This window comes from Clostridium sp. (assembly GCF_050717515.1).
Taxonomy (GTDB): Bacteria; Bacillota; Clostridia; order Clostridiales; family Clostridiaceae; genus Clostridium_AD.
In genome coordinates, this window is sequence record NZ_JBOITL010000042.1 from 46,672 (window position 1) to 71,228 (window position 24,557).

Here is a 24,557-nt window from a genome sequence, read left to right on the forward strand (position 1 = left end):
GTTTTCTCCTTTATTTTATATTTTGTTCAACAATAATTTGTTTTGCACTTTCATAAGTTGCAACGAAGTACACTATATACAAGGCGATAATAATTGCAAAACTTACCCCCATATTTAGCCCAATAGACATTTGAAAGAATGACTCCACTTCATCTAGTACGGATCTAGTAACAACCATAGATAAGGCCATTGCCATAATGAGTGGCAAAATAAAGTAAAATCCAATCTGTAAAAACAATGTTCTGCGAATCATTTTTCCATCAGCACCCATATTAGCTAAGGTGTGATATCGTTCTTTGTTATCTTGAGTCTCAGTTAATTGTTGAAGTGCCAGTACTGCCAAACAAATTATAATAAGCACAAGTCCAAAATAACTACATATAAATGCAACAACCCCAAATGTTCCAAAATAGAAATCCTGCAGCGCATCTTTTGTTAAATAGGCGATGCCTTCATGAATAGATTCCTCAATCCATGCTTTATTCATTTGTCCGTACAATAAATTTCTATTCGTATTTGCTTTATAAAGACCGTTTAATAAATATGCATCTGGTATTAACTTTGAAACAATTTCATCAGGTACAATAATTGTTCCTTTATCATTTGCGCCTATAGGAGTAAATGCTATAATTGTCTTGTTAAGGGGTTCTGCCCTTTGTGGTATTAATGCTTGACCAGAAACTGTAATCTTCCCATTGTTTTTTAAAAAGTGCTTTACATAAGTCAATGTGTTCTTATAATTTGCATTTATAAGATATTGATTTTTAGATAAGCTAATTGGCTTCTCCTTTTGAAGAACCATTTGTTTATTAAAGTCCGTCTCTGACATAAAGGAAACTTTAGATTTTGGCAAAGCCTTATCAATAGTAGCTAATTTCACGACTTGCCCTGCAAATATATCTCCATAGGTATAATCCGCAGCATATAGAATACTCTCAGAATAATCCTTCAAATTCTCTTGCAAAGAAACACCATCCATTTTGGATTTTTCTAGTGGAGTTACTTTACTCTTACTCATGGGTAATATAAGGGATATATCATATGGAATAGATTTCTTCATCAAAGTGTTGATTTGACCACTAATACTAAATCCTGTACTAAGTACTACAAGCGAGCATAAAAGCAATCCGCTAATAATTGTTATAACAAGATAATTTGTCTGAAGCTTGCTACCAATTTGTCTAAATAAGAATGTATTTAATCCATGAAAATACATACGTTTATTTTTTTGAACAAATAAGATCATTACACTAGACGCGGTATAATAAAACAATAAAATACTAACCCCCATAATTACCATAACTTTTGGTAGCGTCGTTTTGCTAAGTCCAGTACTAAAAAGTATGTATATACCTAAAATCATGCAAAGTGCTGATGTAGCAAATAATAAAAATGAAATCCATTTATTATGAGCTCTTAATTCTTGATTCTTTCTGTCTGCTGTTAATAAATCAATTAACTTTAACTTGAAGATTGAACGTGTGTTAACTATCATAACAACCATAAAAATAATAGCAAAATTAACAATTGTTTCTTTTATAGCATTAATAGATATAACCAACTGGAATGAAGATACATCTGTTGCAAACAAACTTAATGCTATTAGCGAAAGCCCTTGAGATAAAAGCAAACCTATACCTAATCCAACTATTAAGGAAAAAATACCAACCAAAACAATTTCTCCTACAAAAATAGATGAAATGCGCCACTTGGCCATACCGAGAGTCATATACATTCCCATTTCTTTCTTTCTTCTTTTCATAATAAACTGATTTGCGTATACTACAACAAAAGCAAGAATCACAGCAATAAACTTCGATAGAATTCCTATATATTGAGTCATAGTAACAGTCATCATTTTCATTGTAGAAGATAATTTGCTTAATCCCGGCTGAGAAGATATTGAATTAAATGCATAAAACAAACTAACAGCCAGTGCCAATGTCAAAAAGTAGACCACATAGTCTTTAATACTCCTACGTACATTTTTAAAAATAAGTTTAAAAAACATTATCAGCCTCACCTCCTAAAACAGAAACAACTTCCATGATGCTGTTAAAGAATGTTTTTCGGTCGTGACTGCCTTTGTATAACTCATTGAATATTTCCCCATCCTTAATAAAAATAATTCTTTTACAAAAGCTTGCATTATACGCATCATGAGTTACCATCAAAATTGTTGCCTCTTGATTACTATTTAAATCTTCTAAGCTTTTTAGTAGCATTTTTGCTGATTTGCTATCAAGTGCTCCTGTTGGTTCATCTGCTAAAAGCAAAGATGGATGAGATACAATAGCACGAGCCGCAGATACTCTTTGTTGCTGTCCTCCAGACATTTCATAAGGATACTTATGAAGTACTTCTTCTATATTTAACGCCAAAGCTACATTATCTATTTCTTGCTTCATTTTACTTACTGGGCAATGATTAATGGATAATGCTAATGATATATTCTCATATGCTGTTAATGTGTCCAATAAATTATAATCTTGAAACATAAACCCTAATTTTTCGCGTCGAAACTTTGAAAGCTTACTTCCACTTAAAAGAGTGATATCTTCTTCATCTACATATACATGTCCTGATGTAACAGTATCAATGGTAGAGATACAGTTAAGTAATGTACTTTTTCCACTTCCACTAGAACCCATGATTCCCAAAAATTCGCCTTTATTAACTTCAAAAGAAATACCATTTAATGCATGTGTAACTTTTCCTTTATTTCCATATACTTTTTCAATATCTTTAACTTTTAATATCGTATTCATTGTTATCACTCCTTGCTTATCTCTTACACTACTTTACCATCCTTCTATTTTTCAAACTATCGATTTACCTTACCGTAGCATTACCATTTTGTAAGGTTTACAACACCTGTGGTGATAAAAGGGAATAGATTGCATATATAAAAATGCTTGCTACTAAATATAGTAGCAAGCATTTTTATATATCATTAAATTGAAAAATTTAGTGGGACTATAAATCTCTCTCAAGAAGCTGTTGATATTGCAGCTTCGCAGAAGATGATTTATTGGCTGTTTTATCTGTAGGCGCACTTTCTACCGGAATCGCTTTGTAAAAATAGTTATTAATTTGAACGGCGATGGCTTTTTTAGTATCCATACCTTTTATTGAACAAACATTTTGAAAAGATACAACAATTCTTGCATCTTTAGGAAGATTAGCTCTCATATCATTTACAGCTAATTGGGCAGATGAATCAATTTCTTTTTGTTCAATTATACAATCTTTTTTATCAATAGTTGCCACTTGGTTAATAATTCCATTCCATCCCCCGATTTTAGACCTATCCAATGAAATGTTTGAAATTTGATAGGTTACTTCTTTATAACTGATTTGAGTAGCATTTTTAGTATTGACCTTGCAAACAATTTTATCTTTAATTGGATAAGTCATTACTTTTTTAGTTATTATATCTTTTGAAAAATACCCTATTACCAGTGTACAAAACAAAACCGTGAATAAAAGTACAAATACTTTTTTTGTTTTCATAATAACAACTCCCTTTGTTTACTATAGCTTCAAATTTTGCTCCATAAAATTTTTCAAAATGTCATTAATATTAATTATTTTGAATATGTTTTACACTCCTAGTATACAAAAGAGCAAAATATACCACCATTGCTTTGGCTTACAATTTGCTCTTTCAGCTTACATTTTTGTAACATCATAATAATTATTCCGTTTTAGAAAATGAATAATTGCATTGGCGCCTATCATATTCTGTACTTCTCCTAATAGCTAGTCCTTGCCATTATAACGAATTTTATGTACAATATACCATATGATTTATTCTAATTATAGTAGGTGCAAAATACTGCAATATAATATTTGCGGTATTGTTTGCTATAATATCGAAAGAGGCGAATGCAAATGAAGATATTTATTATTGAAGATGATCCAACAATTTCTAAGGAACTTAAGAGTTTCCTCTCTAAATATGGTTATGAATGTTTTGATAGTAAGGATTTTGAAAATATTATTGAAATTGTATTGCAATCAAAATCCAATTTAATACTTTTAGATTTAAATTTACCTTATCAGGACGGATTCCAAGTATGCCGTGAAATACGCAAACAATCGCCTGTTCCTATTATCGTTGTTACCAGCAGAAACACACCAATGGATGAATTGCTAAGCTTAAACATTGGGGCTGATGATTTTATTACGAAACCTTATAATCTTCAAATATTACTAGCTCATATTCAGTCTGTGTTAAAAAGAACCACGGATAATCCTGAGAGCATCTTGCTTTGCCATAAGCACTTAACTGTTGATGTTCTAAAAAGCAAAATGAGCTATGAGAGCACAGAGGTAGACTTATCAAAAAATGAGTTAGGCATCATTCGATTGCTCATGCTCAATAAGGGCAATATCATTCCAAGGGATGATATTATGAATGAGCTATGGCAAAATGGGGATTATATTGATGAAAACACCTTGAATGTCAATATTGCAAGGCTTAGACGAAAACTTAAGTCTTTCGGCTTAACGGAATATTTAATTACAAAGCGTGGTCAAGGGTATCAGATATGAGTATCATAAATTATCTTAAAGAAAAATCGATTCAAATTATTCTTATACTTTTATCCTATGTTATTAGTACTGGGATACTACACCTGTTTAATGTTAAAAATGCTATTATTGTTCTTATTTGGGGCATACTTCTTTTTTGTTACATTTCTGGATTATGCTTTGACTATTATCGAATGAATCATTTTTACAGTGAACTGCTTTTGATTTTTAAAGAACTTGATGAAAAGACCTATATTACTGATGTTGTTAAAGAACCGCATTTTTTTAGTGGTCAAGTTTTTTATAAGGTTTTGAAAGATGCAACAAAAGTTATGAATGATAATATCGCAAACTTTAAAATAGCACAACGAAACTATCATGATTATATTGAATTGTGGGTACATGAAATCAAGACACCTATCACGGCAATCAATTTGATTATGGCAAATAATAAATCACCTATATCGCATCAAATACAATCTGAAATTAATCGAATTGAAGGTTATGTTGAGCAAACACTTTACTATGCCAGAAGTAATACACTTTATAAAGATTACCGAATAGAGACGATTAGTCTTTCATCTATAGTAAATAGCGCAATAAAAAGCTGCTCAATGAGTATTATAGGTTTCCATGGCACAATTCAAATGAAAGATTTGGAATTAGACGTAACAACTGATCCTAAATGGATTATATTTATTTTAAAACAACTCATTGATAATGCAATCAAGTATCGAAGTGATAATCTAAGAATTTCATTTGATACTAAGCAATTAGTATCAGGCACCAGTCTCTATGTTCATGATAACGGTATAGGAATCCCTCAGGAGGATATATCTCGCGTCTTTGATAGGGGTTTTACAGGACAACATGGCAGAGCATATATGAAATCCACAGGAATGGGGCTTTATCTATGTAAAATACTCTGCGAAAAATTAGGACTTAATATAACAGTCCAATTTTCAGCAGATTCTGGAACTACAATGATGATATTTTTTCCGAATAAGCTAAAAATATTTGAAGCATAGGGCCTTTAGAGAGACTTGTTCACTACGTCACCAATTTCTGTAATGGGGACGTGATGGTCATCAAAATAAATTTACCAAGTCTACTGGAATGTCTGTTATTCAATATTCAATTAGACTAAGAGTTAAGATGACTGATATAATGTTAAGAGATAGCTCTTGAAATCATAAATTGAATTTCATATTTTACTTAGTAAGATGGGCATAAAATGATTTTTCAAAGGAAGAGAAGTGGTGAGGTATGAGATTAGATAAATTTTTAGCGCAGTCAGACATTGGAAGGAGAAAAAAGATTAGGACTTATATCAAAGAAGGTATGGTGAAGGTAAATGGAGACGTGATAACAGAACCTGCCATAGAAATTAACGAAAGTTTTGATGTTGTTGAGTATCTTGGTGAAGCAGTTGCCTATACTGGAAAAGTATATTATATGTTTAATAAACCTAGGGGCTACATTACTGCAAGAGTTGATACAGTTAATAAAACGGTATTTGATTTTTTTGATGATGTTAACATGAATGGAGTATTTCATGTTGGAAGGTTAGACAAAGATACAGAAGGGTTATTGCTCCTTACCAATGATGGTGAATTTGAACATCAATTAATGTACCCACAAAAGCATGTGGAAAAAACTTATTTTTTTTGGGCGTTGGGTTCTTTAGATGAGCAAGACAGGGAGCAATTAGGGCAAGGAATATACATGGGGAAAGATGAGATGATAACAAAGCCTGCAAAAATAGAAGTGCAAAAATGTGGAATGTATAAGGAATTTAAACATGAAATGCCTATTGATAAATTATGCAATATAGATTCAAATCATTATAACCAATCAGTTGTCTCGGGATACCTTACTATTTCAGAGGGACGTAAGCATCAAGTTAAGCGTATGTTAAAGGCAGTAGGATGTTATGTGGTATATTTAAAGAGGATTTCCATTGGAGGATTAATGCTAGATGAATCATTGGAAAAAGGTCAGCATCGATTCCTTACAGAAGTGGAAATTCAAAAATTATTTGGAAAAACAACATGATGTATAAGTGAGTGGTACTTATACATTATGTTATTTTTATTTTATGGAAAATTTATGGTATAATGTATTAATTAAGTCAATTGAGATTTGCAAAGAATAATTTATAATAAACTATATTTGTAGAAAAGGAGTAATTAAAATGATTAATGAGATGGGTAAATGGAGTTTAAAAGAGCTTTATTCTTCTTTTGAGGGAGAAGATTTTAAAAAGGATATTAAATTATTTGAAGAACTTATTAACAACTTAATAAATTGGAACAAAAACAACTTAAATGACTATGAGGATATTGTTTATAAGTTAGAGTGCTATGTAGATAAAATGGAGGAGTTTTGTAGGATAAATAGCAGAATAAGTGCCTTTTGCAGTTTAAGTATTTCAGCAAACGCAAGTGACTCTAGTGCAAAAAAATATTTAAGCATGGTAGATAAAATGGAAACGAGTCTTACAGAAGTTGAAGTTAGCATTACAAAATGGGTAAGTAATATGGAAGATTTAGACAGCGTTATAAATTCTTCTGATAAGCTAAAAGAGTATGAGTTTTATTTTAAGGAAATTAAGACTAAAAGCGCTCATATGTTAAGTCAGCAGGAAGAAATGCTAATAGCGAAAATGTGTTTAACAGGTTCAAGTACTTGGTCAAAGTATAGAAATCACTTAACTGCCAGCCATAAGGTAGAAATGGAGTTAGATGGTGAAATTCAAAGTATAGGTATAAATGAAGTTAAAAATATGCAGTTTTCGAAGGATGGAGAACTTAGAAAGAAAGCATATTTTGCGGAAAGAAAGAGCAATGATAAAATTGCTGAGGGAGTACTTGCAGCGTTAAATGCTATAAAAGGCGAAGTAATTACTTTAAGTGAAATTAAAAAGTATAAATCACCTCTTCACAGAACCTTGGAAGATTCTAGAATGGATGAAGAAACTTTAAATGCTATGATTGAGGTTATGGAGGAAAATTTACAAGAATTCCAAAGATATTTTTTAAAGAAAGCGGAGTTACTAGGACACAAAGGCAAATTGCCATATTATGATATTATGGCCCCAGTAGGCAATAAAAATATGGAATTTACATTTGAAAATGCAAGAGAATTTATAGTTAAGCATTTTAGTTCTTTTTCAGATGAAATGGGGGAACTGGCAGTAAATGCATTTGATAATAGATGGATAGATTGGGGAGTACGCGAGGGGAAAAGAGGGGGAGCTTTCTGCAGCAATTTACATTGTATAAAGGAAAGTAGAATTTTATGTAGCTATAATAATAACTTTAAAAATGTATGTACCTTAGCACATGAACTTGGACATGCTTATCATGGTATGATGCTTCAAAAGGAAAGCGTTTTAAATTCATCATATCCAATGCCACTTGCAGAAACTGCATCAATTTTTAGTGAAACCTTAGTAAGAAATGCAGCACTAAAAACAGCGGACAAGGATGAAGCTCTATCAATTTTAGGTACAGATCTTGTAAATTGCAGTTCTGTAATTGTAGATATTTATGCAAGATATATTTTTGAAAAAGCTGTATTTGAAAAAAGAAGTGAAGGGGAATTATCATTAGAAGAAGTAAAAGATTTAATGATATGGGCCCAAAAACAAGCTTATGGAGATGCTATTTCTGAGGAGACACTAGACCCATTTGCGTGGATTCATAAAAATCATTACTACTATCCAGATGCAAACTTTTATAATTTTCCGTACGCTTTTGGATTGTTATTTTCAAAAGGACTTTACAATATGTATCTAGATGAAGGTTCTTCATTTGTGAAAAAGTATAATGAATTATTGTGTATTACAGGTAAAGCTACTATATATGATGTTGCAAAGTCAGTTGATATAGACATACATGATAAGGACTTCTGGAGAGGTTCTATGAATATTGTGAAAAAGGAAATAGAGGAGTTCTGCAATAGCTAAGTAACTGTACTATTAGAAGAAGATATGAAAAAAAACTCGTATAAACCGAGTTTTTTTAAGTATTTATTAATAAGAGTTATTTGAAAGTAACTGACTTAATTACCCCATCTAAACTCTTTGCACCTAAATCGTCAGTGTATGTGCTAATGAAGCTTAAAGCATATCCATTTAAGACACAAGCATAATACTTTTGAGTCATCTTTATAGTGCCAGTTTCAATAGTTGATTCTAACACACTGAAGTTTTTTCCACCCACTTCTTGAGTATAAATTTCTTTATCAAATTTATAAGGCATAGTGCTGGCAAGAGTTTTTAACTGTTTTTTTACTTCAGCTAAGTAATCAGCGCCATTACTTACACCTTGGAAAAAAGAAAGCTTTTCGGCAACAACCATTAAATTTGGATTGGAAGTAGATTGAGCTTTCATACCTTTTTCCGAAGTCATTAAAAGATATACTGTTCTTAATTCGCTCAAATCTAGTTGTTTAGCTTTATTTTTATCATCTTTAGAAATTACTTCTTTACCTAGTTTAAGTACAGCAATTTTTTCTTCATCAGTTGCTATTAACCATTTAGCAGGCATGTTAATGCTCATCTTAAAAAAATCGTTCGTATAAACACTACCTTCATTTTTACCTAAAGTGAGTATTTTATCGTTAGCTACTTCTTTAGCTACTTCCTTAGTTACCGATTTAGGTACATCTTTAGCTACCTCTTTAGTAGATGTTTTACTGCATCCAGCAAATGAAAATGCTAGTAATAATGTTAGAAGACAAGCAGTTATTTTTTTATACATTTTAGAACCCCCCTGAGATTTGTGCGTTTATTTGCTAACTTGAACACTATTTATTGTATAATAATAATAATACTAATAATATATGGTATAAATTATAGCAACTTGTATAATATATAACAATATAAAAAAAATGTCAAATAAACGTACTTTATAGTATCTAGTAGTATTGTTATATTATTAGGAATAATCATTAATGGTTCATCAATTAATCTTGTTTGAAGCTACAATATAATGCCTGTAGTTTCACTTGATTTCACCCCAAAAGATTTAGACAATGGAATAATTTCGCACTGTCTAAACAAAGATTATGGAATTATGACAAGAAGTGGACTTCACTGTGCAACCTTCTGCTCACAAAACTTTGGGAACATTTCCAGGTGGTACAGTGAGGTTTAGTTTTAATCATAGTAATAGTAAAGAAGATGTGCTTTATACCATAAATTCTATTAATAAGTGTATTAAAGATTTTTAATAATATTAATAAATACCATTATATAAATCAGATAATGAACGAAAATGTTGAAATTTTGTTGATAATATGTCTTTGTAACTTAAACTAGCTAAATGGCCTCGTTTATAAGCTGAGTCCCATAAATTACTACTAAAATATAATGCAAACTGCTCTAATTCTACAGGATCAAATAGACGATAATTTAGTGAAGTCTTAAATGGATATGTATGTATGCTATTATTTAAAACGTCATCTATCCAATCAAGTTCCACCATACCTGTTTCAACATGAGATGAATAAAATGCGCCTATTAGATAACAATCAGCTTGAAAAAATAAAAAATTTTGATCTAATTTGCACTCTAGAAGAAACTGTGCACCTTTTTTTAAGAATTTGTTTGACTGTTCATCACTTATATTTTTAAAATAAACGTCACCAAATTCAAGTAGTATTCCCATACAATCAACTCCTATATATAATTTATTTTGTGTTGTTCAGTTAGTTATTCGACATAAAATCGAAAAACTTTACATTAAAACTGGCTTTATATTAAATAAAGCCATGAAAAATAAGCGTAACAGAAGATTCATGTAGAAAAATAGGGAAACAAGTAAAATTATGGTGATGTTTTATTATAAATTCAAGGCTGTGCATTTAGGTAAGAATGGATCTATTGAGTTTGCGCAGAATGGGCTGAGCGCTTTTTATTATGATAGAAAGATAATTTATCTATTGACAAGATAGAATAAAATGCTTAAACTCAAAGTACACTAAAATGGTATACTTTGAGGAGGGATATAACATGAAAATAACACGAGAAGCAGATTATGGGCTTAGAGTAGTGCTCCACTTATGTATATTAGGATATGGTAAAAAAGTAGAAGCAAAGATAATTTCAGAAAAAGAGGGTATACCCTTAAGATTTCTTTTAAAACTTTTAAGAAAGCTTGTACAAGCAGAAATTGTAAAATCTTATAGAGGAGTTAATGGAGGATATACTGTAAATAAATTACCGGAACACATAAATTTAAAAGATGTTATAGAAGCAATAGATGGACCCATTGCTGTTAATAGGTGTGTAATTGAACCAAGTTTTTGCAAGTTAAATAGAAGTAGTGTGTGTATTATACATAGAGCCATGACAAAAGTACAAAAGGGTTTAAGTTCAGAATTAAAAAGTATAAATTTTAAACAATTAATGGATGGAGAAGATTAGGTAGCTTCAGGTTTATATGCTATTAAACTTAAAAATAAAATGAGTATATAAGAAAGACAATATGAGGAGGAATTTTTTAATGTGTGGAAATTGTAATATATGCAAATCAGCAGATACAGTACTTGAGGGGTTTATTGGGGGATTAGATGTAGAGACATCTCATCATAGAGTAGAAAGTCAAAAGGCTAAGTGTGGATTTGGCATGCAAGGTGTTTGTTGTAGACTTTGTTCAAATGGGCCATGTAGGATTACACCAAATGCTCCAAAAGGAATATGTGGGGCTGATGCAGATACTATTGTTGCTAGAAATTTTCTAAGAGCTGTTGGCGCAGGTTCTGCTTGTTATATACATATAGTAGAAACAACTGCTAGAAACTTAAAAGCTATAGGAGAAACTAAAGGAAGAATAAAAAGTGAAGCAACTTTAAATAGACTTGCTGACATGTTTGAAATAAAAGAAGAGGATACTTATGAAAAGGCAATAAAAGTTGCAGATAAAATAATTGCAGATTTATATAAGCCAAAATTTGAGAAAATGGAACTTGTTTACAAATTAGCATATGCACCAAGAGTGGAGAATTGGAAAAAGCTTGGGATTATGCCTGGTGGGGCAAAATCAGAAGTATTTGATGCTATGGTAAAGACATCAACAAATTTAAGTAGCGATCCACTAAATATGATTTTAAATAGTTTGAATTTAGGTATTTCAACAGGATTATACGGTTTAACATTAACAAATCTTTTAAATGATGTAATGCTTGGAGAACCAGTTATTAGACAAGCTAAAGTAGGGTTTAAAGTTGTAGATGAAAATTATATAAACTTAATGGTAACAGGACACCAGCATTCAGTGATTGCCCATCTGCAAGATAGATTAGTAGAGGAAGATGTAACAGCTAAAGCAAAGCGTGTTGGAGCAAAAGGCTTTAGAATAGTAGGCTGTACATGTGTAGGTCAGGATTTACAATTAAGAGGGGAACATTATAAAGAAGTATTTGCAGGTCATGCAGGAAATAACTTTACAAGTGAAGCTTTACTTGCAACTGGTGGAATAGATGCTATAGTATCTGAGTTTAACTGTACACTTCCAGGAATAGAGCCAATTGCAGATAAATTTATGGTTAAACAGATTTGTCTTGATGATGTAGCTAAAAAAGCAAATGCAGAGTACATTGAGTATACTTTTAAAGATAGAGAAAATATAAGTGAAAGAATAATTGAACAAGCATTGGAAAGTTATAAAAATAGAAGAGATAAAGTACAAATAAACATTCCTAAAAATCATGGACACGACGATGTGTTAACAGGACTCAGTGAAGAGTCTTTGAAGAATTTCCTTGGTGGGACATGGAAACCGCTCATAGATTTAATTGTATCAGGAAAAATAAAAGGGATAGCTGGAGTTGTTGGATGCTCTAACTTAACTGCAAAAGGTCATGATATATTTACAGTAGAGCTTACAAAAGAGCTTATTAAGAGAGATATACTTGTACTTTCAGCAGGATGTTCTAGCGGTGGGCTTGAGAATGTTGGATTAATGTCGCCATCAGCAGCTAGTCTTGCAGGAGATAGCTTAAAAGAAGTTTGTGTAAGCCTGGGGATTCCTCCAGTATTAAACTTTGGACCATGTTTAGCCATAGGAAGACTTGAAATTGTTGCCACAGAACTTGCAAAATATTTAGGGATAGATATTCCACAGCTTCCACTTGTACTATCAGCACCACAATGGCTTGAAGAACAGGCTCTGGCAGATGGGGTATTTGGACTAGCACTTGGACTGCCACTTCATCTTGCAATTCCTCCATTTATAACAGGAAGTAAAGTAGTAACAAAGCTATTGACGCAGGACCTAGAAAAGTTAACTGGTGGAAAATTGATTCTTGAAGATGATGTTGTTAAAGCCGCGGATAAGTTAGAAAAAATAATATTAAACAAAAGAGGAAAATTAGGAATTAACTAGTTTTAAGAATATGGGAGGATAATAAATGAAGAGAATAATGATAGACAATGAAAAATGCCAGTGTTGCCTTAATTGTAGCCTTGCCTGTATGTCAGAGCATAATGAAAAAGGAAAATCCATATATGATTTAGATCTTCAAGATATAAAAAATGTAAGTAAAAATTATATTATTCAAAATAAGGATAATAAGAATTGTCCTATGTTTTGTAGACATTGCCAGGAGCCAGAGTGTGTTATTGCTTGTATGAGTGGTGCAATGACTAAAGACAGTGAAACTGGGATAGTGAGTTACAATAAAGAAAAATGTGCTTCCTGCTACATGTGTGTAATGTCATGCCCTTATGGTGTATTAAAATCCGATGAGGAAACTAAAAAGATTATTGTAAAATGTGATATGTGTGATGGTAGGGAAATCCCAAGATGTGTGGAGAGTTGCCCTACTGGAGCACTATACCTAGTATAGTTGAGGGGTGGTAATGATGAAATACGTAATAATAGGTGCTAGTGCTGCTGGTATAAATTCAGCTAAGACTTTAAGAGGATTGGACAAGGATGCAGAAATAACTTTAATATCAAAGGATACAAAAGTATATTCAAGATGTATGCTACACTATGTAATAAGTGGAAGTAAAACTGAGGAAGATATATGTTTTACTGAAGATGATTTTTTTAATAAATATAAAATTAACTGGATTTCAGGAAAAAAGGTTATAGGGATTAATATATATAACAAATTTTTAACAACAGATGATGAAAGAATTGTCACATTTGATAAACTACTTATAGCTTCTGGGGCAGATTCATTTATACCTCCTATTAAGAATTTAAGAGGAGCAAATAATGTTTATGCTCTTAGACACATGGAAGATGTAGTGAATATTAACAGGGCGGCCAAAGTAAATACTTCAGCAGTAATTATCGGAGCAGGTTTAGTTGGGATAGATGCAGCTATAGGTTTAATAGAAAAAGGTGTAAAGGTTAATATTGTAGAGATGGCGCCAGGAATTCTTCCAATTCAGCTAGATATTAAAACTGCAAAAGTATATGAAAATGAACTTATTAAAAATGGTGCGCAGGTGTTTACAAGCGTATCTGTTGAAGAAATAATTATAGATGAAAATAAAGATGTGAAAGCAGTTAAATTGGGAAATGGAAGAGAAATAAATTGCGACTTTATAATATGTGCAGCAGGGGTAAGACCTAATGTGGATTTTCTAAAGGATAACAGGATTAAAATGGAAAAAGGCATAGTTATAGATTCACTTTGTAAAACATCAGTAGAAGATATATACGCAGCAGGTGATGTATGCGGAGTATCTCCAATATGGCCTATGGCTGTTAAACAGGGAATTGTAGCTGCGTATAATATGACAGGAAACGTAAAAGAATTAGAAGACTACTTTAGCTCTAAGAATTCCATGAATTTCTTTGGAATTCAAACTGTATCCTTAGGGATATTAGAAGCTCCAGATAATACTTATGAAGTTGAAACAAGAGTGTATAGAGGTATTTATAAGAAGATTATACACAAAGGTGGAGTGATTTATGGAGCGATTCTACAAGGTGATATTTCTTATTGTGGAATTTTAACCCAATTAATTAAAAATAAAATTGATGTTTCTAAAATCAAGAAGAGTGTATTAGATATTAACTATGGGGACTTCTATAAAGTTAGTGAAGATGGTCAATACATGTATTAATGTATAAAAGTAATGTGTTTAACTTTAGGTAGAAAAAACTCCAGATATGCAGTGTTGCAACTTAGTTTTTATGTTACAATGTATTACATACAGTAGCAAATATAGAAAAGCGGACCATTTATGGCCAACCTTAGCATATTTAATAGACAAGCTGAACATCTGGGAATAAACATGAAAGTAAATAATTGCATACTATAGCAATTTGTTTGGCAGATAGTATGCAAATTTTACTATATATTAACAATTGAAAACAAAAATAAAAAAGAAAGAAGGTATATAAAAATGGCAGTTAGCTTAAAAAAAGGTCAAAAAGTAGATTTGACAAAGACAAATCCAGGATTAACAAAGGTATTAGTAGGACTAGGTTGGAGCACAAACAAGTATGACGGTGGTTCAGACTTCGATTTAGACGCAGCAGCATTTTTAACAGGAGAAAATGGAAAAGTAATTTCAGATGCAGATTTTATATTCTATAACAATGCAGAACATGCATCTAAATCAGTTAAACATATGGGAGACAACAAGACGGGAGCTGGAGACGGAGATGATGAACAAATACTTGTTGACCTATCTTTAGTACCGGTAGCGGTGCAGAAGATTTCATTCACTGTAACAATTAATGAAGCAGAAGAAAGAAAACAAAACTTCGGACAAGTTTCAGATGCTTACATCAGAGTAATGAGTGGAGACGGAGTTACCGAGTTAATTAAATTTGACTTAGGAGAGGACTTCAGTATCGAAACAGCTGTAGTAGTTGGAGAACTATACAGAAATGGAGCCGAATGGAAATTCACTGCATTAGGTAGCGGATTCGAAGGTGGACTCGGAGCTTTATGTACTAACTTTGGAGTTAGTATCTAACATTTAATAATCATAAACTACTGTGTACCTTAAATATTACACAGTAGTTTATTTGGTTTATTAAAGGTAGCACCACAGAGGATGATTTGACCACATTTCACAAGGAGGAATATTAATATGGGAGTTAATTTAATAAAAGGGCAAAAGGTAGATTTAACAAAAGGTAACTCAGCATTAAAGGAATTAGTAATAGGTCTAGGCTGGGATGGTAGTAATGGTGGCGATACTATTGATTGTGATGCATCAGCTATAATGTTAGGTGGAAATGGAAAAATATCTAGTAGCAATAGTATAATATACTTTGGTAACAAGAAAAGTAAGTGTAAGAGTGTAATTCACCAAGGGGATAATCTTACTGGTGCAGGTGCAGGCGATGATGAACAAATAGTTATAGATTTGACAAAAGTACCAGAGGATATAGCAAAGATAGTTTTCGTTGTTAATATCTATAATTGTGCATCTAAGAGACAACACTTTGGAATGATCAAAAATGCATATATTAGAATAATGGATAAATCAGCGAGCGGTGAGTTAGTTAAATTTAATCTCACTAATGATTACGATAATATGACATCTCTAATAATGGGTGAGGTTTATAGAAACAACGGCGAATGGAAGTTCACGGCAACAGGAGAAGGTGCTACTGCAACTAGTATAACAGAATTATCAGCAAGATATAACTAACAATCAGGGGGACCTCACTGTATCTAATAGTAGGAGGGTTACCTCTGCATATCGGTAGCAAGTGGGGCGATAGTATCCCATTAAGAGAACTATTAATTGGGAAATAGTAAATTAATTAGTTGAAATTTAGAGTGAGCATCAGTAGCTGCAGTAGTAGCTATTGGTGCTTATTTTGATGTAGTTAGCAAGGAGTTGATTTTCAGTAATCTCATAGCAGTATATTGATATTTAGCTTTAGTAAAACAACACAATAACCGCAAATATGAGTAATTACGACATAATATTACAAAATAACCACAAACAAAAGATGCAAAAACCTCATTTAGATGTTAATATGTGAATGCAAAGAGAAAACATACTTTGTATATTTAAATTATGAAGGTGAGGTACAAAAGATGAAGAAGACTTTAAGAGCATTAATATTGACTTTAGGTGTTTTAGCAACAACAGGAATAAGTTCAACAGTGTACGCCCAAGATTGTAATACAACTAATTATAAAATGGTTAACGCTCAAGATTCTAAAACTATTAATTGCACAGTTAAGGCAGGAGAGAGTTTGAAGGATATATGTGCTAAGTATGGTGTTGCAGTTCCGAAGGGTTTAGAGGCTAAACCACAGGTAACGACTCCTGCAAAGGCAACACCATCAAAAACAACGACTGCAAAGGAAGCACCTAGTAAGGCAACACCGGCACCAGCACCAGTAAAGCCAGCTTCTACAAAGATACCAGCAGCAACAAATTTAACTGAGAATAATAAATTAGAAAAAGAAGTAGTAACATTAGTTAATCAGGAAAGAGCAAAACAAGGACTAGCTCCCTTAAAGGAAAATGCGCAGCTTTCAAATGTAGCTAGATATAAGTCAGAGGATATGGTAGCTAATAACTATTTTTCTCATACATCACCAACTTATGGATCTCCTTTTGACATGATGAAAAAATTCGGAATAACATATACGGCAGCTGGAGAGAACATTGCAATGGGTCAACAAACCGCAGCTTCAGTAATGAATGGTTGGATGAATTCTCCGGGACACAAAGCTAATATTTTAAGTGTGAATTTCACTGAAATAGGAGTTGGAGTAGCAAAAGATAAAAGTGGAACTATTTATTGGACTCAACAGTTTATAGGAAAATAAATAATTAAATATAGATCTGTGTTTCTAAATATTTTATTTTTTAAATATTTAGAAACACAGATTTTTTTATGGAATAAAGGACTTTGAATAGGCTTATAATAAGAATTATACATAAGGAAAGTTGCCATTAAGTTCATAGATTTTTGTACGAAATTTATGGTACACTTAAAAATATAATATTAGAAAGGATAGTGAGGATGCAATGAAAATAATGAGAAGAATTGAAAGACAAATGAATGACACGGAAGCTCTTGAACTTTTAAAGAAGGGCGAATATGGCATACTTTCTACTTGTGATGAGGATAACCAGCCTTATGGAATACCACTAAGTTATGTGCTTATAGATAAAAAAATATATATTCATTGTGCAAGTGTTGGCACTAAACTAGATAATATCAGTGTAAATGATAAGGTGAGTTTCACAGTAGTTGGAAAAACTAAAGTTCTGCAAGACCAATTTAGTGCGGAATATGAAAGTGTGGTAGCTTTTGGACGCGCTATAAGGCTTGCGGAAGAGGAAAAATATGAACCACTAATGGAGTTTATAAGAAAATATAGTCCCGAATTTATAGAAGAGGGACAGTTATATATAGATAGAGCAAAGAAAAAAACTACATTAATTAAAATAGAGATATATAGTTTTAGTGGAAAGCATAGAATATAAATATATTAAACTGGAAACTAATTGGAGTAACTATTAAAGTAGGTTATTACAGTAGTTAAAGGGTTATAATAAGTTAGAGAGTGTGATAGAATGAAATTTTTAAGAAACATAGAAAATGGAGCCATAAATATTAAAAGAATGGGAATCATTAAAGGGTTTCTTGTAGTACTTCTATCAATTTTGTTGGAGGTGTTAGGACAAGTACCTGTAGAAATTAAAAATTTATTTTCTGGCAGATTTGAAAAAGTATTGCCATATGTAATTTTTGCTTTTGGGGTGCTTTTTAAATATTATGTTGTTATCATTTTACTAAAGTGCCTTAGTGACTCAAGGAATGAGCAAAAACTTAAATATCACTTAAATCCAATGAGTTTTCTTTTTACGGCCCTCATGATTATAGCATTTCGTCTTGTATTTGATAACAGTTTAACCTTGTGGGTTAGTAGAATATCCATGCCAGATTTTACAAATGGAGCCTTCGATGAACTTACCGTTTCACCAATTATATTAATACTTAGTGCTGCGGTGGTTGCACCTATATACGAAGAAATAATTTTTAGAGGTATACTATTAAAAGGAATGGCTAAAAAAATAAATCCAACTATAGCCCTTGTGGTATCTGCAGTATTTTTTGCAGTAGTTCATTTAAACGTTCCTCAAGGCATAAATGCATTTTTTTTAGGCCTAGTTATCGGATTTATATATTTAACAACGGAGTCAATTTATTTAAGCATATTTGCACATTTCATAAATAATTTACTGGCTCTTTCAGTTTCCTCTAGGTTTGCATTAATAGGAGGGAACCATGCTTTGGGAGTTCATGGAATGCTTTTTGCTTTAGGTGTTATACTTTTAGTCATAGCTTGTATAGGGTATGAGCAAAATAAAATTAGAAATGTACCAGACATATATAATAAATTTATAGAAATATAAGTTGATTTAAATAAAAAAATAATTAGATGTCAAAGCCTATCTCCAACCTAGGATAATTAATATTGTCATAGGTTGGAGATTTTTTTGTATTAAAGAAAACTATAAATTTAAATACTTCTATTGTAAAATGAAATACAAAAAAACACTTTAGATACTATAAATCATATTTTTAATGATATAATGAATGTGAAAATTATGTAAAAAAATATAAGTAGGTGTTTTTTTGAAGAAAAAGTGTAAGCTCATAAATTTAGTGTTTTTAGTTGTTTCGGTAATGTTATTTGTAGGATGTGGGAAAATCAAAGATAATAGTGAAAAAAACGTAAGCATGTATATGTGGGGAGGTAGCGAATCTATAAATAATTATATGGATAAGTGGGTAGCTCCTAAATTAAAGGAAAAGGGCATAAAATTAAATAGAGTACCAGTAACAGATATAAAGGATACAATAAATAAATTAATTACTGAAAAACAAGTAGGTAAAGATGATGGAAGTGTAGATATACTTTGGTTAAATGGTGAAAATTTTAGACTATCAAAGGATAGTAAAATTTTAGCAGAACCTTTTGTAGATACATTACCAAGCTATAATAAGTATGTTGCAGTGGATTCTCCAGAAGTGAAATATGATTTTGGGGAAGAAACTAATGGCCTTGAAGCACCTTGGGGGAAAGTTCAATTTGTTTTCATATATGACTCTGAAAAAGTAAAGAATCCTCCTAAATCCTTTAAACAGCTAAAAACATGGATGAAAAATAATCCAGGTAAATTTTCTTATCCAGCTTCAGAGGATTTTACTGGGAGTGCTTTTTTAAGACAAGGATTATTTGAACTAAATGGTGGTTATGAAAAATTCATGATAGATTTTAATGAAAAAGCCATGGAGGGTGCATCAAAGCCACTATGGAATTATCTTAATGAAATAAAGCCTTATCTATGGCAGCAAGGCAAGACTTATCCAGAAAACCTTGCGAAATTGGATAAGCTTTATTCTAATGGAGAAGTATGGATGACAATGGGCTATGATGAAGCAAGAGCTGAAAGTGAGATAAAAAAAGGAACCTTTCCTAAATCTACAAAGACCTTTGTATTAGATGGGGGGACACTTGCTAATACTCATTTTTTAACTATTCCATTCAACTCATACCATAAAAATTCGGCAAAACAAGTAATAGATTTTTTATTATCTCCAGAGGCGCAAATAGCAAAATTTGACCCCAATAATTGGGGAGATGGACTGTCAATAGATATTAATAAGTTATCACCAGAGGATGTTAAAAAGGTAAATGCAATAGATAGAGGTAAATCAACTTTAGGGTTAAAAGAACTTCAAAGCCATAGAATCCCTGAGATAAAAGCTGATTACGTAAAATTTATTGAAAAGGGATGGAATAATAATGTGGCAAAAAAGTAGACCTTATATATTAATTTTACCTTCATTAATAATTATAGGGACACTATTTATTGGAGGATTAACACTAGGACTACTACAGAGTCTGGGACTCATGGATGTTGGAGGAAATTCATACTTTACTATAAATGCATATAAACAACTTATCTTGTCAAAAGATTTTACGGATTCTTTAGCTTTAACTTTAAAGGTGGCAGTTGTTTCAAGTATTCTGTCTGGAATTTTAGCAATAATAATAATTAGATTATTATTTATATTAGGGGAAAATAAAAAAACTGCTATTTTCAGAAAAATTTTTCAAGTTCCTATGTTGGTACCCCATGTAACTGCGGCATACTTAATAATGATTTTGTTTATGAATAGTGGTTGGTTATCTAGCATAACCTATTCGTTGGGGATAACTAAAAGCATGGATGCATTCCCTAGTGTAGTTAATAATTCCAATAGTTTAGGAATTATTTTAACATATATATGGAAAGAAACACCGTTTATAATGCTTATGATTTTCCCTATAATTAGTAGAACTAAAGACTCTTGGTTAGAAATAGCACAGGTTTTTGGAGCTAGGAGGCAGGAGTTTTTTAAAGAGGTAATATTACCTTTAATTATACCAACCTGGCTATCCTCGGTGCTGATAGTATTTGCTTTTACATTTTCAGACTTTGAGGTACCCTATTTATTAGGTATAACCTATCCAAAGTTTATTTCTGTATATGCTTATAACATGTACTATAATGGACAACTTTCAGATAGACCTTTGGCTCTAGCTGCAAACTTTATTTTAGCCATTATTACAGCCATGCTAGGGCTTATAGCATATAAATTAGCCAAACAAGGAGATACTAAGGAAGCGAGATGGTGAAATAGCAATGAAAAAGCAGAATAAGGGTAAATACTACGTTACAATAGGGATTCTACTGCTAGTTTTTTTATTGCCGTTTATACCTTTGGTTATAAATAGTTTTGCTTATGATTTCAGATGGCCAAGAGTCATTCCAAGTAACACCACGTGGAGGGCCTTTAAATATGTCTTTTACGAAAATCCAAATACGTATGAGGCGATTTTTAATACTTTAATTATTGCTGCCTCTGTAGTTGTCATCGATGTTATAATAGCTGTTCCGGCAGCCTTTTCATTAGTGAGATATGAATTTAAAGGGAAATTTATAATAAAAGTGGTTTTATTTGCACCTATTATTATTCCAGCTTTTACTGCAATTATGGGAATGTATGTAGTTTTTATAAAACTTGGTTTAACAGAATCTATATATGGAGTTATTTTAGCTCATATTTTACCTACGCTACCTTACATGATAAAGGCTTTAATGGTAAGTTATGAAACTATAGATACAGCTTTAGAGGATCAGGCGGCAGTGCTAGGGGCTGGACCAATTTCTAGATTTATTTATATAAGTCTTCCACATATACTTCCGGGTATGGTTGCAGGGTCTAGTCTATGTTTTTTAATTTCTATAAGTCAGTATTTTTTAACCTTTTTAGTTGGTGGGGGAAAGGTTATTACTATATCTATATTAATGTTTCCTTTTATAAGTGGAGGAGACAATGCAATTGGTTCAGTATATGGGGTATTATTTTCTTCACTGGCAATAATAAATTTAGTTTTAATAGACTTCTTGCTTAAAAGATATTATAAAAAGAAATATTTTAAAATTATTTAGGAGTGATTTTATGGCGAAGCTGGAGCTTAAAAATATATATAAGCACTATGAGTCAGGAGCTGACTCATTTTTGCTGGCTGATATAAATGTAACTATAGAGGATGGAGAATTTATATCCATTTTGGGTCCTTCTGGCTGCGGTAAGTCCACCATATTGCGTATTATTACAGGAATTATAAAGCCAGATAGGGGCAATCTATTTGTAGAAAACACAAATATTACAGAAATGCCTATTGAGAAAAGAAATTTTGCATTGGTAGCTCAACAGCCTTTGATATTTCCAAATATGAATGTTATAGATAATGTAGCTTTTGGGTTAAAAATGAAGGGAGTTAGTAAAGGTGAAAGATTAGACAAAGCGGCTACAATACTTAGTAACCTTGGTTTAAATGGACTAGAAAAAAGATTTTCCTCTCAGCTAAGTGGAGGAGAAAAGCAAAGGGTAGCAATAGCAAGAGCATTGATTATAAAACCGAAAGTGCTTTTAATGGATGAGCCTTTTAGCGCATTGCATGAAGAATTAAGAGTAGATATGAGGGAACTATTATATAAAATACATAAGGAAAATAGAGTTACAACTATTTTTGTTACTCATTTTAAAGAAGAAGCAAATTTTCTTTCTGATAAAATTCTTATTATGTCAAAAGGGAAAATAGATACGATGAAAATTTTATGAATACATAGGAACCCTCTAAGGGAATAATACCTTAGAGGGGTTTAAAATTTATAGTGGTTTATTACATTATTTTAATTCATTCATCATTTGTGTAGCTTCAGTTTTTAATTGTTGAACCTCATTATCTGGAGCATCTTTTGTAGGATACCATCCCTTTTGTTTCATAGCATCAAATATCTTATATTGAATAGTTTGATTGTTTTTAAAGTTATCTATTAGTGTATTTCTTAAATTTTGGCAAGAAGACTCAGTTATTCCTGTACTGTAAGCAGAAATAACTTGTTTTTCTGTAGCAAGTAAATCTTGCATTAAGTCTTTTTCACTCATACTTGTATTCATACTATATCCCTCCATTTATATATATTATTGATGAGAATCAAGGTAAGTTTTTAATGTGTTGAAGTTTTGTTTGTGTGTTTGGCTAGCTTCAGTGCAAAGGTTCTTTAAATTTTGATCGGTGCATTGCGTTCCATATTCATTAAACTTCTTGTTTAGCAATGACTCGTATCCTAATTGATCTTTAATAACTTTTAGGTTGTTGCTTTCTAATTGTTTATCTGTAGCATTCATCATATTTGTTACCTCCAATTTTTTTATTAAAACAACTACAACGATATTGTCTGCTATTTATAATAAAATATAAGTGGTAATTTAATGTAATATCAATATATAATTTGATTATTATCTATAAGTGGTTATTAAAGATCTAATACAAAAAATTAATACAATTTTTTGTATTAGATAGTGTAAATTTAAGAAAAGTTTAAGGTGATATTAACCAATTATTAATAATAATAGTGTACAATAAATGTATAAACAAGGTTAAACTAGATGGGAGTGACAATTATGCCTACTATAAATATGCTTTCCTCAGCAGACAAAGTCAAAGGTCAAGGGGTAGGGTCAGCTTACCTAGAACAAGTAGATTTAGTGCGAAATGGATTAGATAAAGAATATAAAGTTGTAATAAATAAGAGAGTAAGAACCGAGATAATGCATTATCATACTATTGATTTTAAGCATTATTTAAGCATACCTTTTGCTAAAAAGAAAGGCGTAACAGTAGGCTACGTGCATTTTTTGCCTGAGACTATTGAAGGAAGTATAAAATTACCTAAGTTAATTGAAAAAATTTTTTATAAGTATATTATAAGCTTTTATAATAGTATGGATTATTTAGTTACAGTAAACCCTAATTTTATAACTAAGCTTGAGGCTTACAATATTGACCGAAAAAAAATTACATACATACCTAATTTTGTTTCGGAAGAAAAATTCTATAATCTTTCAACGGAGGATATGTACATAGCAAAAGAAAAATTAAAAATTGAAAAGGATGCTTTTGTTGTACTTGGAGTAGGTCAGATACAAACTCGTAAAGGTGTCATTGATTTTATTGATATAGCAAAAAAAATGCCTGAAGTACAATTTGTTTGGGCAGGTGGTTTTTCTTTTGGAAATATTACAGATGGATATAAGGAATTAAAGAATCAAATAGAGAATGCACCTAAAAATATTTTATTTACGGGAATAGTTGATAGAGATTTGATGAATGATATATATAATGTATCTAATGTTCTTTTTATGCCATCTTATAACGAGCTTTTCCCTATGTCAATACTCGAATCAATGAATACTTATACTCCAATACTATTAAGAGATCTGGAGTTATATGAGGATATATTATTTGATTATTATTTAAAAGAACATGATAACGAAGGATTTATTAAGGCTATAGGAAAGTTGAAAAATGATTCAAGTTATTATGAAGAAGCTAAAGAAAAAGCCATAAGGGGGCATAAGTTTTATTCAAGAGAGAATGTGCTTGCTATGTGGAAAGATTTTTATAAAAAGGTATATCGAACAAAAGGACGGTAAATT

Annotated in this window: 25 protein-coding genes; 18 read left to right on the plus strand and 7 right to left on the minus strand. The window is 31.5% G+C overall.

What is annotated here, in order from left to right:
- Window positions 1-10 precede the first annotated feature (10 nt).
- The 3 genes from ACREV6_RS24515 to ACREV6_RS24525 all read right to left on the minus strand — a co-directional run bounded on the left by ACREV6_RS24515 (window position 11) and on the right by ACREV6_RS24525 (window position 3,513).
- The gene (locus tag ACREV6_RS24515) at window positions 11-2,011 is read right to left on the minus strand and encodes an FtsX-like permease family protein (RefSeq protein WP_431580668.1); all 2,001 of its coding nucleotides are present in this window, start codon (window positions 2,009-2,011) and stop codon (window positions 11-13) included.
- Entirely contained in the window at window positions 2,001-2,768 is a 768-nt protein-coding gene (locus ACREV6_RS24520) for an ABC transporter ATP-binding protein (RefSeq protein WP_431580669.1), read from the minus strand. Before ACREV6_RS24520 ends, ACREV6_RS24515 begins: the two co-directional genes overlap by 11 nt.
- A gap of 208 nt (window positions 2,769-2,976) precedes the next feature.
- A complete protein-coding gene (locus ACREV6_RS24525) occupies window positions 2,977-3,513 on the minus strand; it encodes a NisI/SpaI family lantibiotic immunity lipoprotein (RefSeq protein ID WP_431580670.1) in 537 nt (178 codons plus the stop codon).
- A gap of 381 nt (window positions 3,514-3,894) precedes the next feature.
- Between ACREV6_RS24525 and ACREV6_RS24530 the strand changes: the two genes are divergently transcribed.
- From ACREV6_RS24530 to ACREV6_RS24545, 4 genes are all read left to right on the plus strand, one after another.
- Window positions 3,895-4,557 (plus strand): response regulator transcription factor, encoded by a 663-nt coding sequence (locus ACREV6_RS24530; protein WP_431580671.1) that lies wholly within the window; start codon window positions 3,895-3,897, stop codon window positions 4,555-4,557.
- Window positions 4,554-5,564, plus strand: a complete 1,011-nt coding sequence (locus ACREV6_RS24535; protein ID WP_431580672.1) for a sensor histidine kinase — start codon at window positions 4,554-4,556, stop codon at window positions 5,562-5,564. The genes ACREV6_RS24530 and ACREV6_RS24535 overlap by 4 nt, the downstream gene beginning before the upstream one ends.
- 238 nt (window positions 5,565-5,802) lie before the next feature.
- On the plus strand, window positions 5,803-6,591 hold the full coding sequence (locus ACREV6_RS24540; protein WP_431580673.1) for a pseudouridine synthase: 789 nt from the start codon (window positions 5,803-5,805) through the stop codon (window positions 6,589-6,591).
- 139 nt (window positions 6,592-6,730) lie between these two features.
- A complete protein-coding gene (locus tag ACREV6_RS24545) occupies window positions 6,731-8,506 on the plus strand; it encodes a M3 family oligoendopeptidase (protein ID WP_431580674.1) in 1,776 nt (591 codons plus the stop codon).
- Between the two features lie 76 nt (window positions 8,507-8,582).
- Here ACREV6_RS24545 and ACREV6_RS24550 read toward each other — a convergent pair whose 3' ends face one another.
- Both ACREV6_RS24550 and ACREV6_RS24555 read right to left on the minus strand, forming a co-directional pair.
- A complete protein-coding gene (locus ACREV6_RS24550) occupies window positions 8,583-9,302 on the minus strand; it encodes a hypothetical protein (protein ID WP_431580675.1) in 720 nt (239 codons plus the stop codon).
- Between the two features lie 477 nt (window positions 9,303-9,779).
- The gene (locus tag ACREV6_RS24555) at window positions 9,780-10,211 is read right to left on the minus strand and encodes a hypothetical protein (RefSeq protein ID WP_431580676.1); all 432 of its coding nucleotides are present in this window, start codon (window positions 10,209-10,211) and stop codon (window positions 9,780-9,782) included.
- Between the two features lie 344 nt (window positions 10,212-10,555).
- On the opposite strand from ACREV6_RS24555, the gene ACREV6_RS24560 reads away from it, so the two are divergent.
- The 13 genes from ACREV6_RS24560 (at window position 10,556) to ACREV6_RS24620 (ending at window position 22,676) form a co-directional block, all read left to right on the plus strand.
- Window positions 10,556-10,969 carry an RrF2 family transcriptional regulator gene (locus ACREV6_RS24560; protein WP_431580677.1) on the plus strand — a complete coding sequence of 138 codons (414 nt, stop codon included), beginning with the start codon at window positions 10,556-10,558 and terminating at the stop codon, window positions 10,967-10,969.
- A 79-nt stretch (window positions 10,970-11,048) separates the two neighbouring features.
- Window positions 11,049-12,929, plus strand: coding sequence for an anaerobic carbon-monoxide dehydrogenase catalytic subunit (cooS, locus tag ACREV6_RS24565; protein ID WP_431580678.1), 1,881 nt, complete (start codon window positions 11,049-11,051; stop codon window positions 12,927-12,929).
- Window positions 12,930-12,954: 25 nt separating this feature from the next.
- Window positions 12,955-13,392, plus strand: coding sequence for a 4Fe-4S dicluster domain-containing protein (locus ACREV6_RS24570; RefSeq protein ID WP_431580679.1), 438 nt, complete (start codon window positions 12,955-12,957; stop codon window positions 13,390-13,392).
- A gap of 16 nt (window positions 13,393-13,408) precedes the next feature.
- On the plus strand, window positions 13,409-14,629 hold the full coding sequence (locus ACREV6_RS24575; protein ID WP_431580886.1) for an NAD(P)/FAD-dependent oxidoreductase: 1,221 nt from the start codon (window positions 13,409-13,411) through the stop codon (window positions 14,627-14,629).
- 282 nt (window positions 14,630-14,911) lie between these two features.
- Window positions 14,912-15,490 (plus strand): TerD family protein, encoded by a 579-nt coding sequence (locus ACREV6_RS24580; protein WP_431580680.1) that lies wholly within the window; start codon window positions 14,912-14,914, stop codon window positions 15,488-15,490.
- Window positions 15,491-15,607: 117 nt separating this feature from the next.
- Window positions 15,608-16,174 carry a TerD family protein gene (locus ACREV6_RS24585; protein WP_431580681.1) on the plus strand — a complete coding sequence of 189 codons (567 nt, stop codon included), beginning with the start codon at window positions 15,608-15,610 and terminating at the stop codon, window positions 16,172-16,174.
- 395 nt (window positions 16,175-16,569) lie between these two features.
- The gene (locus ACREV6_RS24590; protein ID WP_431580682.1) at window positions 16,570-17,313 is read left to right on the plus strand and encodes a CAP domain-containing protein; all 744 of its coding nucleotides are present in this window, start codon (window positions 16,570-16,572) and stop codon (window positions 17,311-17,313) included.
- A gap of 202 nt (window positions 17,314-17,515) precedes the next feature.
- Window positions 17,516-17,977, plus strand: a complete 462-nt coding sequence (locus tag ACREV6_RS24595) for a pyridoxamine 5'-phosphate oxidase family protein (RefSeq protein ID WP_431580683.1) — start codon at window positions 17,516-17,518, stop codon at window positions 17,975-17,977.
- A gap of 90 nt (window positions 17,978-18,067) precedes the next feature.
- Window positions 18,068-18,910 carry a CPBP family intramembrane glutamic endopeptidase gene (locus ACREV6_RS24600; protein ID WP_431580684.1) on the plus strand — a complete coding sequence of 281 codons (843 nt, stop codon included), beginning with the start codon at window positions 18,068-18,070 and terminating at the stop codon, window positions 18,908-18,910.
- Window positions 18,911-19,133: 223 nt separating this feature from the next.
- Entirely contained in the window at window positions 19,134-20,324 is a 1,191-nt protein-coding gene (locus tag ACREV6_RS24605; RefSeq protein WP_431580685.1) for an ABC transporter substrate-binding protein, read from the plus strand.
- Window positions 20,308-21,183, plus strand: coding sequence for an ABC transporter permease (locus ACREV6_RS24610; protein ID WP_431580686.1), 876 nt, complete (start codon window positions 20,308-20,310; stop codon window positions 21,181-21,183). Before ACREV6_RS24605 ends, ACREV6_RS24610 begins: the two co-directional genes overlap by 17 nt.
- 7 nt (window positions 21,184-21,190) lie before the next feature.
- Window positions 21,191-22,000 carry an ABC transporter permease gene (locus ACREV6_RS24615; RefSeq protein ID WP_431580687.1) on the plus strand — a complete coding sequence of 270 codons (810 nt, stop codon included), beginning with the start codon at window positions 21,191-21,193 and terminating at the stop codon, window positions 21,998-22,000.
- Between the two features lie 10 nt (window positions 22,001-22,010).
- Entirely contained in the window at window positions 22,011-22,676 is a 666-nt protein-coding gene (locus tag ACREV6_RS24620) for an ABC transporter ATP-binding protein (protein ID WP_431580688.1), read from the plus strand.
- Between the two features lie 66 nt (window positions 22,677-22,742).
- Here ACREV6_RS24620 and ACREV6_RS24625 read toward each other — a convergent pair whose 3' ends face one another.
- Window positions 22,743-23,015: a spore coat protein gene (locus ACREV6_RS24625; protein ID WP_431580689.1), complete on the minus strand. Its 273-nt coding sequence runs from the start codon at window positions 23,013-23,015 to the stop codon at window positions 22,743-22,745.
- A 24-nt stretch (window positions 23,016-23,039) separates the two neighbouring features.
- Window positions 23,040-23,246, minus strand: coding sequence for a hypothetical protein (locus tag ACREV6_RS24630; protein WP_431580887.1), 207 nt, complete (start codon window positions 23,244-23,246; stop codon window positions 23,040-23,042).
- Window positions 23,247-23,522: 276 nt separating this feature from the next.
- Here ACREV6_RS24630 and ACREV6_RS24635 point away from each other — a divergent pair, with 276 nt between their 5' ends.
- Window positions 23,523-24,554 (plus strand): glycosyltransferase family 4 protein, encoded by a 1,032-nt coding sequence (locus ACREV6_RS24635; RefSeq protein WP_431580690.1) that lies wholly within the window; start codon window positions 23,523-23,525, stop codon window positions 24,552-24,554.
- The last annotated feature ends 3 nt before the right edge of the window (window positions 24,555-24,557 follow it).